16 protein-coding genes are annotated in these 15,907 nt (G+C 56.5%); 11 read left to right on the top strand and 5 right to left on the bottom strand.

Translation table 11 applies throughout. The annotated features are described in order from the left end of the window. Positions 1 to 287: 287 nt before the first annotated feature. Both H151_RS0106555 and H151_RS17330 read right to left on the bottom strand, forming a co-directional pair. Entirely contained in the window at positions 288 to 479 is a 192-nt protein-coding gene (locus tag H151_RS0106555) for a hypothetical protein (protein ID WP_019960851.1), read from the bottom strand. Between the two features lie 29 nt (positions 480 to 508). Continuing rightward, complete coding sequence (locus H151_RS17330; RefSeq protein WP_019960850.1) at positions 509 to 685, bottom strand: DUF1328 domain-containing protein; 177 nt, start codon at positions 683 to 685, stop codon at positions 509 to 511. Between the two features lie 205 nt (positions 686 to 890). Here H151_RS17330 and H151_RS0106545 point away from each other — a divergent pair, with 205 nt between their 5' ends. The 5 genes from H151_RS0106545 to H151_RS0106525 all read left to right on the top strand — a co-directional run bounded on the left by H151_RS0106545 (position 891) and on the right by H151_RS0106525 (position 4,802). After that, complete coding sequence (locus tag H151_RS0106545; RefSeq protein WP_019960849.1) at positions 891 to 1,400, top strand: Dps family protein; 510 nt, start codon at positions 891 to 893, stop codon at positions 1,398 to 1,400. Positions 1,401 to 1,477: 77 nt separating this feature from the next. Next, a complete protein-coding gene (locus H151_RS0106540; protein ID WP_156823407.1) occupies positions 1,478 to 2,668 on the top strand; it encodes a mechanosensitive ion channel family protein in 1,191 nt (396 codons plus the stop codon). Between the two features lie 15 nt (positions 2,669 to 2,683). Beyond that, positions 2,684 to 3,580, top strand: coding sequence for a diacylglycerol/lipid kinase family protein (locus tag H151_RS0106535; protein ID WP_019960847.1), 897 nt, complete (start codon positions 2,684 to 2,686; stop codon positions 3,578 to 3,580). Beyond that, positions 3,577 to 4,386: a metallophosphoesterase family protein gene (locus H151_RS0106530; protein WP_019960846.1), complete on the top strand. Its 810-nt coding sequence runs from the start codon at positions 3,577 to 3,579 to the stop codon at positions 4,384 to 4,386. Before H151_RS0106535 ends, H151_RS0106530 begins: the two co-directional genes overlap by 4 nt. Positions 4,387 to 4,445: 59 nt before the next feature. Further along, the gene (locus H151_RS0106525; protein ID WP_019960845.1) at positions 4,446 to 4,802 is read left to right on the top strand and encodes a YMGG-like glycine zipper-containing protein; all 357 of its coding nucleotides are present in this window, start codon (positions 4,446 to 4,448) and stop codon (positions 4,800 to 4,802) included. 200 nt (positions 4,803 to 5,002) lie between these two features. Here the strand turns inward: H151_RS0106525 and H151_RS0106520 are convergent, their stop codons facing one another. Beyond that, the gene (locus H151_RS0106520; RefSeq protein ID WP_019960844.1) at positions 5,003 to 5,293 is read right to left on the bottom strand and encodes an EF-hand domain-containing protein; all 291 of its coding nucleotides are present in this window, start codon (positions 5,291 to 5,293) and stop codon (positions 5,003 to 5,005) included. Positions 5,294 to 5,515: 222 nt separating this feature from the next. Further along, entirely contained in the window at positions 5,516 to 5,809 is a 294-nt protein-coding gene (locus H151_RS0106515; RefSeq protein ID WP_019960843.1) for an EF-hand domain-containing protein, read from the bottom strand. Positions 5,810 to 6,077: 268 nt separating this feature from the next. Between H151_RS0106515 and H151_RS0106510 the strand changes: the two genes are divergently transcribed. Both H151_RS0106510 and H151_RS0106505 read left to right on the top strand, forming a co-directional pair. Continuing rightward, entirely contained in the window at positions 6,078 to 7,781 is a 1,704-nt protein-coding gene (locus H151_RS0106510; protein ID WP_019960842.1) for an autotransporter assembly complex protein TamA, read from the top strand. Next, positions 7,781 to 11,869 (top strand): translocation/assembly module TamB domain-containing protein, encoded by a 4,089-nt coding sequence (locus H151_RS0106505; RefSeq protein ID WP_019960841.1) that lies wholly within the window; start codon positions 7,781 to 7,783, stop codon positions 11,867 to 11,869. Before H151_RS0106510 ends, H151_RS0106505 begins: the two co-directional genes overlap by 1 nt. Here the strand turns inward: H151_RS0106505 and H151_RS0106500 are convergent. Next, on the bottom strand, positions 11,866 to 14,313 hold the full coding sequence (locus tag H151_RS0106500) for a bifunctional diguanylate cyclase/phosphodiesterase (RefSeq protein ID WP_019960840.1): 2,448 nt from the start codon (positions 14,311 to 14,313) through the stop codon (positions 11,866 to 11,868). The genes H151_RS0106505 and H151_RS0106500 overlap by 4 nt on opposite strands. 258 nt (positions 14,314 to 14,571) lie before the next feature. On the opposite strand from H151_RS0106500, the gene H151_RS0106495 reads away from it, so the two are divergent. The 4 genes from H151_RS0106495 to H151_RS0106480 all read left to right on the top strand — a co-directional run bounded on the left by H151_RS0106495 (position 14,572) and on the right by H151_RS0106480 (position 15,904). Next, positions 14,572 to 14,877, top strand: a complete 306-nt coding sequence (locus H151_RS0106495; protein WP_019960839.1) for a hypothetical protein — start codon at positions 14,572 to 14,574, stop codon at positions 14,875 to 14,877. A gap of 62 nt (positions 14,878 to 14,939) precedes the next feature. Further along, positions 14,940 to 15,116 carry a DUF1328 domain-containing protein gene (locus H151_RS17325; RefSeq protein ID WP_019960838.1) on the top strand — a complete coding sequence of 59 codons (177 nt, stop codon included), beginning with the start codon at positions 14,940 to 14,942 and terminating at the stop codon, positions 15,114 to 15,116. Positions 15,117 to 15,225: 109 nt separating this feature from the next. Continuing rightward, on the top strand, positions 15,226 to 15,510 hold the full coding sequence (locus H151_RS0106485) for a hypothetical protein (RefSeq protein ID WP_019960837.1): 285 nt from the start codon (positions 15,226 to 15,228) through the stop codon (positions 15,508 to 15,510). A gap of 10 nt (positions 15,511 to 15,520) precedes the next feature. Next, positions 15,521 to 15,904 carry a hypothetical protein gene (locus tag H151_RS0106480; protein WP_019960836.1) on the top strand — a complete coding sequence of 128 codons (384 nt, stop codon included), beginning with the start codon at positions 15,521 to 15,523 and terminating at the stop codon, positions 15,902 to 15,904. Positions 15,905 to 15,907: the final 3 nt, after the last annotated feature.

The following is a 15,907-nucleotide window of genomic DNA, read 5'->3' as shown; positions in this document are numbered from 1 at the left end:
TGTCGATGAGCGGCCCCTTTGAGACACGCACATTTTTAGACGACAGACCTTGCGCCGCGTTTGTTGAGCCCGCACGCAAGGCTATCAGCCTGGCATTCACAAACACCCGAGATGGTAGGGCCCCCTCTTGAAATTTAGGCACAAAAAAACCGCCCGTGAAGGGCGGTTTTTTAAGATGGGGTGCCGCGCAGCCAGGGGGACATGGGGGGCGGCTGCGCGGCGAAGCGGGCGCTTGGAACCCGCTCACTGTCTAACGGATGAGAGCCATCCGCGTTCCCCAAAAGAGGTTATTTCTGATGAGGTTCGTCAGTGGCCTCATCCACCTCTTCACCGGCATCTTCGAACGTGCTTTGTTCTTCACCGGTTACTTCTTCAACGGCTTCATCAATGTCTTCACCTGCATTTTCGGCAGGACCATCAGAACACGCCGTCAATAAAGCAGCACTCGAGATTAAACTCGCTAAAATCGCGAAACGCATAGGTAATTCTCCATGACTAGGGAAAAAGACTAGACCCGCGGAGCACGGCCTCGAGCGAGGCCTGCGACCAGAGCAATTGCAAAAAGGACCACAAAGAGAAAGAACAGGAACTTTGCAATAACTGCGGCACTTGCTGCGATCCCGGTAAAACCAAAAACCGCGGCAATAATCGCCACAATAAAAAACGCTAACGCCATGCGTAGCATTTGGGCCTCCAAAGCTCGAGAAAGCCGACCGCACTTTGCGGAGCTTCCAAGTCAATAAACGCCCGAACGAATGTTGAGTTCCTTCTACCTGATAATTTTTTTGCATCTGCGAAAACTGGGAACGCCCCGGCCGTCCACGCATTGTTTTAAGCGAAGGTGCCCTGACAAGGCGCCGCGTTTAGACAGTAAAAAATGGAGACTGGACATGGTCGCAGACCCGTTGAAACCGCAAGATCCCAAATTCAATCAAGGCACTGGCATTGCTGGCGAAGATCGCAAAGCCATCGCAGAGGTTTTGGGCGTGGTTCTCGCGGACAGCTATATGCTGTTCATCAAGACCCAAGGGGTTCACTGGAATGTCGTCGGGCCCAGCTTCTATTCCCTGCATGAACTGACGGAAGGTCAGTATCAGAACCTGTATGAAGCGATTGACGAAATCGCTGAGCGTATCCGCGCCCTGGGCCTGAAAGCCCCGGCCAGCTACACCAAATATGGTGAACTGTCGGCGATTAAAGACCGTGATGAAACCTTAAGCGCGCGCGGCTTGGTTGAAATGCTGATCGAGGATCACCGCACGGCCGTTAAAACCATGCGCGGCGCGATTGAAGATTGCGAAGACAAAAAAGACTTCGTCACGGCCGATATGATGATTGAGCGCATGGCCTGGCACGAAGAAGCCATTTGGATGCTGTCTTCGATCATTTCTGAAGACTAAAGCTTAAACCTTACTCTCCTGGGCCGGTGATCCCTCGTACCGGCCCTTCTTTTTTCTTTATTTCCCCCAAAGGCGTCATGGCTCAACCCCAATCGGTCGAAGACAATCTTGAAGACAGTGCAGACGGCGTTGAACACGTGCTGGAAAGCGCGGCAGAACAAACACGTGTGTCCTTTGATAAACTTGTCGATTGGGTCAGCCAGGATAGCGGTGATTTCGCCACGGCAATGGGCGTTGCGCTGGGATTTTTGATCGCTGGCCTGGTGCTGCGCCAGATCGTCATCCTGGCCAAGTCCCGGACCGAGGATTATTCTTTTCTGAACATCATTTTAGGGGCCTTTAAGCGCGTCGGCTGGTTCACTTTTCTCATTGTCGGTCTGTTAATCGGGGTCGAATTTTCTGAAGCGCCGCGCCAATTGCGAAACACGCTTCATATCCTGACCACCGTAGTGCTGATCTTTGAAGTGGCGGGCATCCTCAATTCGATGCTGGTCGATTTAGTCTATCGACGCACCCTACGGCGCGGTGAAAACACCAAATCCATCCAAACCGGCATGGCGATGGTGCGCGCCGCCATCGGCGTTATTGTCTGGTCGATCGCGCTGTTATTGATCCTGGATAATATCAATGTCGATGTCACCGCGCTGATTGCAGGTCTGGGGATCGGGGGTATCGCTATCGGTTTAGCCGCTCAGGGCATGTTTACCGATCTGTTTGCGGGACTGGCGATTGTTTTTGATAAGCCTTTCCGGCGCGGGGACTTCATTGTTTTTGGCGATCATCTCGGCGAGATCGAAGAGATTGGCCTTAAAACTACGCGGGTACGTGCCTTGTCGGGTGAGCAGATCATTATCACCAATTCCAATCTGCTCGATGAAACCATTCAGAATTTCCAACGTCTACACGAACGGCGCTGGTTGTTTCGTCTGGGCGTGATTTATCAAACCACCCCAGAGGCTTTGGCCGCCATCCCGGACTGGATCAAAGAGATTATTGAAGGCCAAGAGCGCGTACGCTTTGAGCGCGCCCATTTTGCTGACTATGGCGCGAGTTCCTTGGACTTTGAGATTGTCTGCCATATCCTCAGCCAAGATTATGACGCCTTTATGGATATTCGCCACGCGATCAATTTGGCGATCTTTAAACGCTTTGCCGATGAAGGCGTCAGCTTTGCCTATCCCACGCGCACTTTGATGATGGCGCGCAGTGATGGCAGCGTGTTTGATTATGAAGCCGAGGGCGAGCCTGCGCCCAGCGCCTCGAGCTAGCCCATGAGAGCTTCCATGCGCACCATTGCGTTTCTGACGAATAAGAAAAGCGGCACCCTATCCGGATTGGATAGCGCGGCCTTAATCGAAGAGCTCACCGCGCTGTATCAAGGCGAGGTCAAGGGCGTTTGGGATTTAAGCGAAAGCGGCGAAAGCGCGCTTGAAGAGGCCCTAAAGTGCGGCGCAGACGCGATTGTTGTCGCCGGCGGCGATGGCACAGCGCGCGGCATGGCCGAAGCGCTTTATCACCATAAAAGCCAAGCGGCTTTGGTCCCCCTTCCCTTAGGCACGGCTAATCTTCTCCCTAAACGCCTGTATGAGGATCGCACGCCGCAGGACATTATGCGCAATCTTCATCTGTATGAAGAAGAAGGCATGCGGGTCGCCTGCTTGGATCATCACCTCTTCATGATTGCCATTGGTGTGGGATTTCCCACCACGTTGGGCTGGGCGCGTGAAGCCTTGCGCCCCGGGGCGCGATCATCTCCCTGGCGCGATAGCTTTAAACGCATCTGGGCGGCCCTGCGCCAAATGTTCGCCGCGCGCATTCGCTTTTCGGTACTGAATGATCAAAATTTTCAGCGCAAAAAGGTCAGCGGGCTTTATATCACCCTACCCCCCGCTCAAGCCTTTGAAGGTCAATGGATCTGCCCTAAAATCTTAGAAGGCTTCGCCTTTCGATTCCGCGATTTAGGCGATCTGGCCGGATTGGGCTTTGATGCTCTTTCGATGAACTTTCTAAACTCCAAACGCGCCCATCCCTTTGAAGCCGAGCGCTTGGCGCTCAGCTCAAAAAAGCCTTTAGCCGTTATGGTTGATGGGGAGCCGCGTTTTGTCTCACACCAGGCGCGCATCACCTTGTTAAAACGCCCGATCCATGTTCTCGTCCCACCGGCTGAAGAGGTGACATGACCCGGATTTTTCATATCGCGGATTTGCATTTTGGCACCGAAGACAAGGCTTTAGTTGAGAACTTTATCGCGCTTTGCCATCGCCACAAACCCGATGTCGTCATCGCGGCGGGCGATTTCACCCAAAATGGGCGAAAGCATGAGTTCGAGGCCACAAAGGCCTTCTTCGCGCGCTTGCCCGCCCCCATTGTGGCCACACCCGGCAATCATGACACACCAACGCGGGCGCTGCTCGCACGGTTGATCCATCCCTGGAAACGCTTTCGCACGGTGATCGAGGCTATGGCCCAAGACGCCCTGGTGATCGGCGGGGTACAGATTGAAAGCCTTAATTCTGCGCGCCGCGCCCAAATGCGCCTGGACTGGTCTTTAGGCGATATTTCAAAATCAGACCTGACGCAATTAACAAGCGAGTTTCGCAAATCGAGCGCGCAAACACGGATATTGACCTGTCACCATCCCTTACTGGCCCCCAGCGGGCCCACAGGCCGCGCGCGCACCCGCCATGGCTTATGGGCCGCCGATCAGCTGGCTCAGGTTTGCGATCTTGTCCTAACGGGTCATCTGCATGAAAGTTTTGCCCTACCGCTGAAAACCAAAGGCCAGACCTGTTGGTTTATCGGGGCCTCGACGGCGTTTTCCGCGCGCACCCGTGATGAACCCCCCGGTTTCAATCAAATTGATGTCAGACCAGAGGCCCATCGCCTGATTCATTTCGCCAGCGATGGCCAGGGCCAATTCCTGCCCGTAAAAACGGTGAAACTCGCCCGCAGTGCAGGCGCGCCACACCCTTTAAATTTTCAATAAAATAAGGAACCCTCATAGGGGCCAACCGTTCTCCTTATAGTCAATTAAAGGAGAGCATAATGCGTATCGCTATGATAGCCCTTTTGTCCGGTTCATCCGTTTTAGCCGGCTGCGCTGGGTATGAAAACACCACCCGTGACGCCACCACCGGGGCCTTACTGGGTGCTGCTGCCGGTGCCGTGATCGGCAATAATACCGGTTCGGGCGATGCCACCACGGGGGCCGCTATTGGTGCCGCTGTCGGTGCCGCTGGCGGTGCGGTTGTTGGCTGTGAGAAAGATGGCCGTTGCCCTTGGAGCCGTAATAATAGCTACCAATCTCAGCTGTATACGGATCGCCGCACGGGCCGTGAATATTATGTCAATCAGCGTGATGGCTGTACTTATTGGCGCAATGGTGAGTATCGCAGCTGCTAAGCTCACCTCGATAAATCGACCTGATGATAAAGGCCGCTTCGGAATGAAGCGGCTTTTATTGTTTGACCCATTTGATCATCCATCGTTTCCCAGCCCCCCCTCAATACATACAAAAAACCCGCACGGACCGGGGAGGGGCATCCGTGCGGGTTCTTTATGTTCAGTCCTGAGGCTTTCGCCTCAGGACTTAAGATCTAAGCTTAGTGCTCAGACGCCTCTTCAGAGCTGTGCTCAGCAGAGTCTTCAGCTTGGTCAGCTTTATACTCAGCCCAAACATTGAACTCGTCTTCGCTCAAAGACCCATCCGCATCAGCGTCATAAGCGGTGAACTCAACTTCGGTGACTTCTGGAGCCGCCACTTGGACTTCTTCCAGGCTCAAAACGCCATCGGCATTCGTGTCGATACCCGCAAAGGTGATCTCTTCATTGGCAACAGCCGCACCCGCGAAACCCAGGGCAGCGATAGCAGACAATACAACAGTGGTTTTCATGATCTTCATCCTTAAAGTTATGATCTCGTGAGCAACGCTCCATGACGCCCACGAACACTAATAAAACGGCCCTACAGAACTTTGGTTGCATGAGGGCGTGGTGGTCTTTTCGCGGCTTATTTGCGGCCAAATTGGGGCAAGTTTTATAGCGCGCATAAAAAACCCCGCATGGACCTGGGGAGGGGTAATCCATGCGGGGCCGGGCTCTAAAGCGAGGAGGGATTAGCGCTCTTGGCGATCATCCATCTCAGCTTCAGGGGTCGTTTCAGGCTCTTGATCGGCCTTATACTCAGACCAAGTCTGATATTCGTCTTCGCTCAAAGACCCATCCGCGTCTGCGTCATAGGCGGTGAACTCAATCTCGCTGACATTTGGGGAAACAGCGTGAACCTCTTCCAGGCTCAGTTGAGCATCACCATTGGTGTCGATGTCGGAAAACTGAACTTCATCCTGGGCCAGGGCAGCACCGGCAAAACCCAAAGCAGCGATCGCAGACAATACAACAGTCGTTTTCATGATCTTCGTCCTTTTGTTTCTAGGTACCTTCGCCAGCCTCGCTCCATGATGCCGACGAACAGGTATGAAACGCCCCCTCGCCTGATGCGTTGCATAATCCGTGATGGTCTTTTCGCGGCAAGTTTTTGACCAAAAAGAGGCAAGGCCCTCGCTTAAAAAGCACCTCGGTCCAGCGTGGCTTGGCGCGCAAACCGAATGACCTTAATGATGACCAGTTGACCGTTTCAAGGCGCTCTGGAATACAAGGTGGGGGGATAAAGGGACAGTGATGACAGCCTTCGCGAGCGCCATTTTCAGCTTGACCTCCCTGGCGTTAGCCGGTCCGACCCTGGAAGGGGTTGAGGATGCAGACTTGCATCGCGACATCAGTCAAATTCTTGAAACCTATACTCAAACGCCAAGTAATGGCGTTGAAGCCTGGCGTCAGGGCCAAGATAGCGCCAATGAAGTCACGCTCTATCTGCGCTCTAAGGGCTATTATGGGGCGCGGGTCATTCCGCGCGTCGATGATGATTTAGAAGTCGTCATCGATATCGAAATTGGTCCGGTCTATACCGTCGGCACTGTAGAGATTTCCACGCGGGAGGATGAGCGCGCCAAGGCGGTGGCCAGCGCCGCCATCCCTGTGGAACCGGGCGATCCGTTAGAGGCCACGGCAATCTTGAACGCCGAAGGTTTGGGCCTTGCGGCCTTACAAACCTCCGGCTGGCCCGATGCCGATACCGGATTTCGCCGGGTTATTGTCGATCATGCACGCGGCGATAGTGAAGTCGTCTATGATTATCGCCCAGGCGAATATTCCATCAATGGCGAGGTCTATTTAAGTGCACCGGGCTGGCGCGAAAGCTTTATCCGCCGCCTCTCTCCGCTTGAGCCGGGGGCACCGACCAGCCGCGATGATCTGAGCGCCTATCAGCGCGCCTTACAAAATCTCGCCAGCGTGCAAAGCGCTGAAGTTCTGCTAACCCCGGCTGAGAACGATCAAACCGCGCGCGATATTGAAGTCGTCTTGGAGCCGCGCAAACGCCATGCCCTGGAAGCTTCGCTGAGCTATTCAACCAGTGAAGGGGCCGGGACCGACAATCGCTGGTCACGGCGCAATGTGTATGGCGGAGATGAAACCTTCAGCGCGCGCCTGCAATTGGCAACTCTGATCCAAGGCGTTGAAAGCGAGCTGCTTTTTCCCCATTGGCGAAGGCTCCATCAAGATCTGAAGCTAAGCGCCGGGGCCAAGTCTGAAAATACCGACGCCTATGATCAACAAGAGGTGTTCCTGGCCGCCCATGTGACCCGGCGCCATGTTGGCCCTTTTACCTTGGGTGCCGGTGTGCGCCTGGATGGCTCGCATCTTAAAGACAGCGAAGATGAGCGTGACTTCTTGAGCCTGGAGCTACCCCTCTCAGCGCTTTATGACACCCGCGACAATCCCTTAAACCCCGATGATGGCTGGAATATTGGCCTGTTGGTCACACCCGTGATCACCACGGGCGGGGCGGGCAGTGGCTATGTGCGCTTTGATACGCGCGCGGCCAGTTATTGGCCGCTGTCAGATCGCGTGCTGGCCGCAGCGCGGGTGCGCTTTGGCACGATTGTAGGCACCAGCAGTTTTTCCATCCCCGCTGACCATCGCTTCTTTGCCGGGGGCGGGGGGTCGGCGCGCGGCTATGCCTATCAAGAGCTGAGCCCTAAAAATGCTGAGGGCGTTCCCATTGGCGGACGTTCAGTTGTCGAGTTCAATACCGAGCTGCGCTGGCACTTACGCGAGAAATGGGGCGTCGTGGCCTTTGTCGATGCCGCCACCACCGGGGATGACACCACGCCGGATATGGGCGAATTAAGATATGGTATCGGGATGGGCCTTCGCTATTATCTCAGCTTCGCGCCCATTCGCGTTGATGTTGCGATGCCGGTCGATAAGCGTGATGGCGAAGACCCCTTCCAGGTCTATTTCAGCTTGGGGCAGGCCTTTTGATGCGCAAATCTCTTCTGACCAAGCTGGGCCTTGGCCTCCTCATCCTTCTCGTCATCCTCGCGGGATTAGTCATCGGCGCACGGTTAGTCCTGGGCGGCTCTCTCGGGCGCTCCATCGTCGTGTCTCAGCTTGAAGGCCGTCAGCTGGGAAGCCTTGGAACTTTACATATCGAAGGCCTTACGGGCGATCTCTTTTCCGATCTCAGCCTGGAGCGCGTGAGCCTAGAGGATGAAGACGGCGTCTGGTTGATCGCGGAAAATGTCAGTCTCAACTGGCGCGCCCGCGACCTACTTTCCAACGCGGTCCATGTTGATCGCTTCAACGTCCAAACGATCCACGTCCTACGCCGCCCAAAGGGTGCAGAAAGTCCGTCCGAACCGCGCGGGGCGCTTTCCCTGCCGCATATCCATTTAGAAGCCGCCCTGATTGAGACCCTGGTCCTGGAAGAGCCTGTGCTGGGCCAACGCGCGCAGTTACACGTCGAAGCCGCGCTCACCGGTTTTTTACAAAGCCCCGGCACCACGACCCTGCGCATCGAGCGCCTGGACGAGGCCGATGAGTTTTTACGCCTCAATGCTCAACGTACGCCAGAAGGCGATATTACCGCAGATCTGCATTTAGAAGCGCCCGCCCAAGGTCCGCTCGCCCATCTGCTACGCATGCCAGAGCGCGCCCTGATCGTCGAAGGCGCATTGAGAGGCGATTTACAAGCGGGCACCGGTGATCTGAGCGCGCGCCTGGATGGCGAAGCCGTCAGCCAAGCGCGCATCACCTGGCAGGATAAGCAGTGGGAGGTCATCGCCGATAGCGCCCTCGCCCCTTGGCCACAAATCCCCGATACGGCGTCAGCCTTTGGTGAGCGTGCGGCGCTGAGCCTCAAAGGCCCGATGGCGAAGCCCTATATCACCGGCGTGGAAGCGCATCTTGATCACGCCGACATCACGATCAGCCGCGAAGACGCCGCAACGCCCTGGCAGGGCCAAGTCGATGTCACCGGCCCGGCTCTGCGCGCCCTGATCGGTGACACGCTGACAGTTGAGCGCGCGCATCTTGATGGCGTGTTTGCCTTAAAAGACGCCCCTTTGTTTGACGGCGTCCTCAGCGCTGAGGGTGTTGAGGGGCCAAAATTCACGCTCGCCAGCCTGAGCGGGCCGACCCAGATTGAACGGCGTGACGGTGGCTATCATGTCGTCCTCGATTGGCAATTAACCCGCCCACGCACCGAGATAGAGCGGGTCAATCCGCTGCTGGGCCAGCAAGCACGCGTTCAAGGCGAAGCCGACTGGATCAGCGCTGAGAAGCAAGCGCGTTGGCAGGCCATGCATCTCACCTCCAGTGAGGCGGAAATCCTCACCTCTGGCCACTATAGCCTCCCCACGAAAACCCTCGATCTTGAGAGTGATATCACGCTTCACCGCAGCCAGAGCCTTCATGAAAGCCTCACCGGGCCGGTCCGCGCGCATCTGAGCGCCGCAGGTCAAGCGCCGGACACGCTCGATCTTCGGCTGGAAATCGCCAGTGATGAGCTTCGCTTTGCAGATCGCATGGCTGCACTTGGCACAGGGCTGAATGGCGAGATTGATGGCCATTGGGGCGAAGCCGGGTTCGAAGCGCGCTCCATCACCTTGCAATCCAGCCAAGTGCGCGTGGAAGCCAGCGGTCAGGCGGGCCGTGATGGGGCCTGGCAGACCCGCGGCAATATCGCCTTTTCCGGTCAGACAGGCATTCCGTCTTTTGATGTGAATGGTGCGTTGGTCGCCGCCTTTGAGGCGCGCTCAACCGCCTCCGGCATTGCGGCGCAAAGCGTCATCACCACGCAGGCGATGAGTTTAGGCCCCGTCGCGATCACCAATCCCCATGTGCAGATCGAAGCGCAATGGCAATCCGGCCAACTCGATATGCTGTGGCTGATCTTTGCCCGGCATGATCGCCAGGACATCGCGATCTTTGGCAGCCTGATCAAAGATGAAACCGGTCTTCATCTGACCACGGATAATGGCCAGATTGGCGTCAGCCTGGTCGATCTATCCGCCGATCTGGTCGAGGGCCAGCTGACCAGTCGCTTAGGTCTTATCAAAAATACCGGCCTCACCCAATGGAACGGTGATTTCACGCTCACAGGCCCTATCCATGCCCTGCGCCAAGCCCAGATTGAGGGTGAAGCTCATCTGACCCGTACCGCCTTTAAATCCGTCATCATTGATGAAGGCCATATCACCGCATCCGGGCCGCTAAGTGGGCTCAGCCTGGGCCTCAATCTGGAAGGGCGCGCGGGCAAAGCCTTTACCCTCGCCGCGCCTGCGCATCTGGTCTGGGCCGAAGATGGCCCCATCACGCTGGCCCTTCGCGCATCAGGGCGCTGGGGGCGATTAAAATGGCAGGCGCAAGAGCCGATCCAGCTACAAAGCAGCGCAGAGGGGCGCCGTCTCAATACCCGCCTGGTGATGGGCGGCGGACATGTCACTGTTGAGAGCGCCTTCTTCGCCGATCCCCAAACGCCGTCATTCCTGCGCGTTGAGGCCGAAGCTCTGCCGGCGCAAATCTTCTCCAGCCTGGGCGGGCTTCCCATGCTGCATGGGACTTTGCAAGCCCAGATCGACCTGCAAAATCCCGGCGCGGCCTGGCTGGGTGAGGCTCAAATCGGGCTTAATGATGTCTATGGGGCCGATATGCCGCGTGAAAGCGCGATCACGCTGCACCTGGGGGCTAATCTGGGCGAGGATCTGGTCGTATCGGGTGATTTGCATGGCGCAGAGCTGACCGGCGCGCTTAATCTCACCCGCACAGGGCCTAGCCCCTCGCTGCTTAAACTCGCCGGTGATGACACGGCGCGCCTGGAGGGCCATGCCCGGATCAATGGCCAGATTGATGCGCTGGCGCTTCTATTACTGCCTGAGAATCTGCGCGCGCAAGGCCAGTTGGATTTCCAATCCACCTTCACCGGCCCGGCGAGCGATCCACATCTGACCGGGTCCATTGCGCTCAATGACGGTGAGTTTCAGATGGCCTCAACCGGCACCCATCTACAAGGCCTCACCTTTGCGGCCGATTTTGATGGCACGAGTATGCAGATCCAAACCCTGGAGGCCCATGATGGCGGTGAAGGCCGCCTCAGCGGATCGGCCACCCTGGATCTCAATGCCGAAGGCCTATCGGGCATTGTCAACCTTACCTTTGATCATCTTGAGGCCCTCAAGCGCCGCGATGGCGAAGCACGCCTGAGTGGCAATATTCATCTCGATCTCAATCCGCAGCGTCTCAATATTTCGGGCTCCTCGCTGATCAACCGCCTCGAAGCGCGTCCGCCTGAGGCCAGCGGGCCCAGCATTACCCGCCTGGATGTGGAAGAAATCAATGCGCCTGAAGGCCTGACGATGCGCACGCGCACGCGCCTGCCCATCAATCTCGATTATCGCATTCATGCCCCCGGGGATCTTTTTGTGAGCGCGCGCAGCTTTAATTCTGAATGGCGCGGCGATCTGCATATCGGGGGTACGGCGCGTAAGGTGAATGTCCAAGGCAGCGTCAATCTGATCCGCGGCCAAGCCTTTCTGGTCAATCGCCCCTTCGCCTTTAAAGAAGGTGAAGTGCGCTTTGCCGGTCAGCCTAATAATGGCCGGGTCCATATTGTGGCCGAGCATCGACGTACCGGATTTGAAGCGCAAATCACCGTCGATGGGCGTATTCGCGAGCCTGAAATTACCCTGTCCAGCACGCCAAGCCTGCCGCAGGATGAAATCCTGTCGCGCCTTTTGTTTGACCGCTCTGCCGCACAATTGACGGCGTTTGAAACCGCCCAGCTCGCGGCCCAGCTCTCAGGCCAAAACATTTTTGGCGCCCTTGGCAGCCTACGCAATATGACGGGCCTTGACCGGCTAGACATCTCCACCGGGGCCAATGGCGGCGTGGTTGTGACCGGCGGGCACCGGGTCAGCGATGATGTCTATATCGAACTGGAAAGCGGGGATGGCACCGCCTTTGGCGCGGCCAAAGTAGAATGGACGTTGAGCCCGGACCTCTCCTTATTGTCACGCCTGACCGGCGATACCAATGCCTCAATCGCCCTGCAATGGCAGAAGGAATATTAGGTCTTAAGGCCTGATTTGCGCTCATCGCTCTCTGCGACCACATTCAGCTGGGGCTTAGCCCCCAGCCCGCCGCGCGCCAGCATGGCCAGATAGCGGCTCATAAAGCCCTCCATCTCTTCCACCGGGAAGGGCTTGGAGAGGATATAGCCCTGGATCGAACCACATCCGGCCTGACGCAAATGATCCAACTCGCTTAACGTCTCTGCGCCCTCAGCCAAGGTATCGAGATCCAGCGCCTGGCCCAGTTCCACAATGGCTTTCAACAAGCGCGCTTTGGAGACATCGCGGTCCACATCATGAACGAAGGCGCGGTCGATCTTGACCTGATCAAAGGGATAATTGCGCAAGTATGACAGCGAAGAATACCCCGTGCCAAAATCATCCAGCGACAACTGAAAGCCCATTGCCTTCAAGGTATTCATCAAAGCGGCAGAGCGCGCGGCATCCTCAATCACCGCCCCTTCGGTGATTTCCAGCTTAAAGCGCGAGGGCTTGATCTCACCGCTTTCGATCATGCTTTCCAGCATGGAAATCAGTTCTGGATCGGCAAATTGCGCGGGCGACAGATTGACCGAAATTACTAAGTTTTCAGGCCAATGCGCCGTTTCGCGCGCGACCTGCTTCAAGACAAAGCGCCCCAAAGGCCGGATCAGCCCAGTTTCTTCGGCCACAGGAATAAATTCAGACGGCGGGATCGGCGCGCCCTCGCGCGACCAGCGCACCAAAGTTTCAACCCCTAAGATCCGCCCCGTTTTCAAGCAGGATTGCGGTTGATAAACCAGGCTCAACTCACCCTCGCGGATCGCCTGGGCCAGGCCCAGCTCCGTTTCCAGGCGCGCTTTACGCTTTTCATTCAAGGCGGGATGGTGAAAGCGGATACGATCCCCGCCGCCGCTTTCCAGCGCGGCCGCGGCATTACTAAGCAGCGTTTCGGCGTCCTCACCATCACTGGGATAAACCGAAACCCCATACAGCAATTCCGGCTCCAGCACGCGCTTACCTTGGCTCAATGGGCGGTTCACCCGCTCAAACATATCCATCAAGGTGCGGGTGATGACATCATCCTCACCCTGCCCGGGCAACATCACCGCCAGATCTTCCCCCGACAAACGCGCGGCCATGGCATCTTCAGGCAGAATGGTGCGGATACGCTCAGCAATTTGCGCCAGCATGCGGTCGCCCGCCTCAAAGCCTGCCCATTCATACATTTCGCGAATACGCTGAATGGAGATGCGCACCACGGCACAGGTCTCATCGCGGGTCTTGACCTCACCCAGATAGGCATTGACCCGCTCAACAAATAATTCGCGCCGTTTAAAGCCTGTCACGGGGTCTTTCGTGGAGAGTTCTTCGATTTTGAGGCGATGGGCCTCACGCTCGCGCAAGTCGCGGATCGCCGTGACAAAAACCTCATCACTATGGCCCGACAGGCGCCGGGTACACAGCTCCACCGGGAAGGCCACATCATGGGCCAGGAATTGCACTTGATCGAAGCTACCATCATCCAGCGGCAGGGGGCCGTCCTGGGCCTCAAGGAAGCTGCCAAGTTGACGCCCGGACAGCTCCTCCACCGGTAAGCCCGTCAGCTCGCCCATCTTGGCGTTGACATCCAAGATCACGCCCTTGCGGTGAATAACCAGCGCCTCAAACGCGGCATCGGCCAAAGCGCTTTGGCGCTGGCGCATCCGGCCATCATATTCATGGAATAAACGATCGGCGAAGGCGGCCGCAAAGCCCAGCGCAATCGCGATACCCCCGGTTAAAACCGTGACGACAACCAACCAGGCGGTTTGGGTATGCTCCAACGGCCCCATAAGGCGCGGGTCGGGCACAAAGGTCACCGCGCCCATGCCGGTAAAGTGTAGGCTGACCACCGACAGCACAAAGGCTAAGGGCCCAGCAATGAGCCCTAAACGACTATCTTGCTGACTGCCGCTACGCCGGCGCGAGCAAAACCCGGCCAATAAATTGAACCCAATCGCCATCACGACAGAGGCGATGACCAGATCCACATCCCATTGCGGTTGCGCGGCAATTTCTAAGCCCCGCATGCCGGTATAATGCAGCGTTGCAATCCCGCCACCGATCAGAATAGACCCAAGAATCCAAGGCGTAACCGCGCGTTTGGAGAAGATCCAGACACCAAAGCCTAGGCCCGGCACAACTACCCCAATCGCCAATGACAAAAGTGTCAGCCCACCATCATAGCCCACCGGATAGCCTGGGCGATAAGCCAGCATGGCCACAAAATGGGTCGCGAAGACGCCAAAACCGGCGATGAAAGAGGCGGCAATCGTCCACGCAATCGCACGCGAGCCTTGGCTATCACGCGCCCGGCGCAAAGCCATAAACACGGAAAATCCTGTGAGCACGGCCAGGCAAGCCGCCACCGCGACCAACAACCAGTCGTGCGCCTCTGTCAGGCAACCCAGCACGCGATACATAGACCCACCTTAGACTTTTCGTCCTTCTTATGCGTTCACTATTGCGGGCCAGCCGTTAAATTCTGGTATGATGAGTTATAACTTTCATGACTTTTTACAGTGTTCCTCGAGTAAGGCCCGCCGATGACCCAGGTGTGGCCGCCCGCGCGCTGCGTGCGCCTTACGATCATTTCACGGAACATATCCTGGTCGAGCCTCGTTGATTAAGAACAGCATCCCATAGCGATGTGCAAAGGGGGCCTACCAACAGGTGCGACCATGAAACGCTTTAAACATAAACACTTGACCCGTGGACTGTATAAAATCGGCGGATTTACGCTGATTACAGCGGGGTGCGTGTTAACGGCGACACCCCTTCCCATGGGTCTGATCATGATTGCCACCGGGGCAGCAGCGGTCATTCCCGTTAGCGCCAAAGCACGACGGATCGTTCGCGCAAGCCGTCGTCATTTTTCCCTATGGGATAAAGCTTTAGGCCGTGTGACTTTGATCGTGCCCGAACGCATGGGTCGTATCTTAACCATGACAGCACCGCGCAAAAGTAAAATTATGGAACAGATTTAATTCTCACGCATTTCTTTAATGTGACCACGCCGGGTGGTACGGAAACAAAGGGAGTAAATCTGATGCTTAGACTGGCTCTCGCATTCTTCATTGTTGCAATCATTGCAGCAGTGTTTGGATTCGGCGGCATTGCAGCTGGCGCAGCTTCAATTGCACAAATTCTGTTCTTTGGCTTTCTTATTCTATTCGCCATCGCTTTGGTGGTTGGACTGGTCCAAGGCCGCACCCCGCGGGTATGACCGATTGAATAAAACGCCCACCCGACCCTCCCCTGTCCTTCACGGCAGGTGGAGGTCGAGTGCCCTTTAAGGTTCTAAAACTGAAGTCCTTTTCCATAAGGAGTGTGTCATGCCCCAACTTCGCAAAAACAGTGAGGTCGAAATGAATGACGTTCAAGACGATTTGAGCGCGTTACGTAAAGACGTTGACCGCTTGATTTCAGATCTGTCCAAAATTGCGCACCAAGAAGTGCGCGATGGCGTTGAAGCCACTAAAGACACTGTCGAGCATGTCAGCGATAAAGCCCACGATATCGACGATCAAATTCGCGATTATATTCGCCAAAATCCGATCGCAGCGTGCGGCGCGGCCGTGGGCGCGGGATTTATCGGCGCCTTGTTGATGCGCAAATAAGAGCTTGGTCATGCAAAGTCTCTTATGGTGCATCGCCTTAGCGGGGCCTTTGATCGGCCTGATCTTTGGCACCCATGGGGCCTGGCAAGGGCTGGAAAGCCAATATTCCGCCTCGATCGCCAGCCTGGTGGTCGCGGGCGCATATATCGGTGTGGGCTCAATCTGCGCGCTGGTTCTGTTGATCCGCGCCAACTTGAAAAAGCCTGATGCCAAGCCTGAGACCCGCTCCAGTCTGCCCAGCCCGCTAAAAACGGTGGGCAAGGCTATGGAGCACAGCCCTATGCAAACCACAGCGCTGTTGGTGGGTTTTGGCATGCTGCTGGCGAAAAAGCCTCAGCTGGCGGCCCTGGCCGCCCAGCAAATCTTGAGCGGCGCGGCGCGCGCCTCCTCTTAACCC

Origin of the sequence: Woodsholea maritima DSM 17123 (assembly GCF_000382325.1) — a bacterium.
In the GTDB taxonomy this organism is placed as follows: Bacteria; Pseudomonadota; Alphaproteobacteria; order Caulobacterales; family Maricaulaceae; genus Woodsholea; species Woodsholea maritima.
This window is presented reverse-complemented; position numbering and strand designations above follow the sequence as displayed.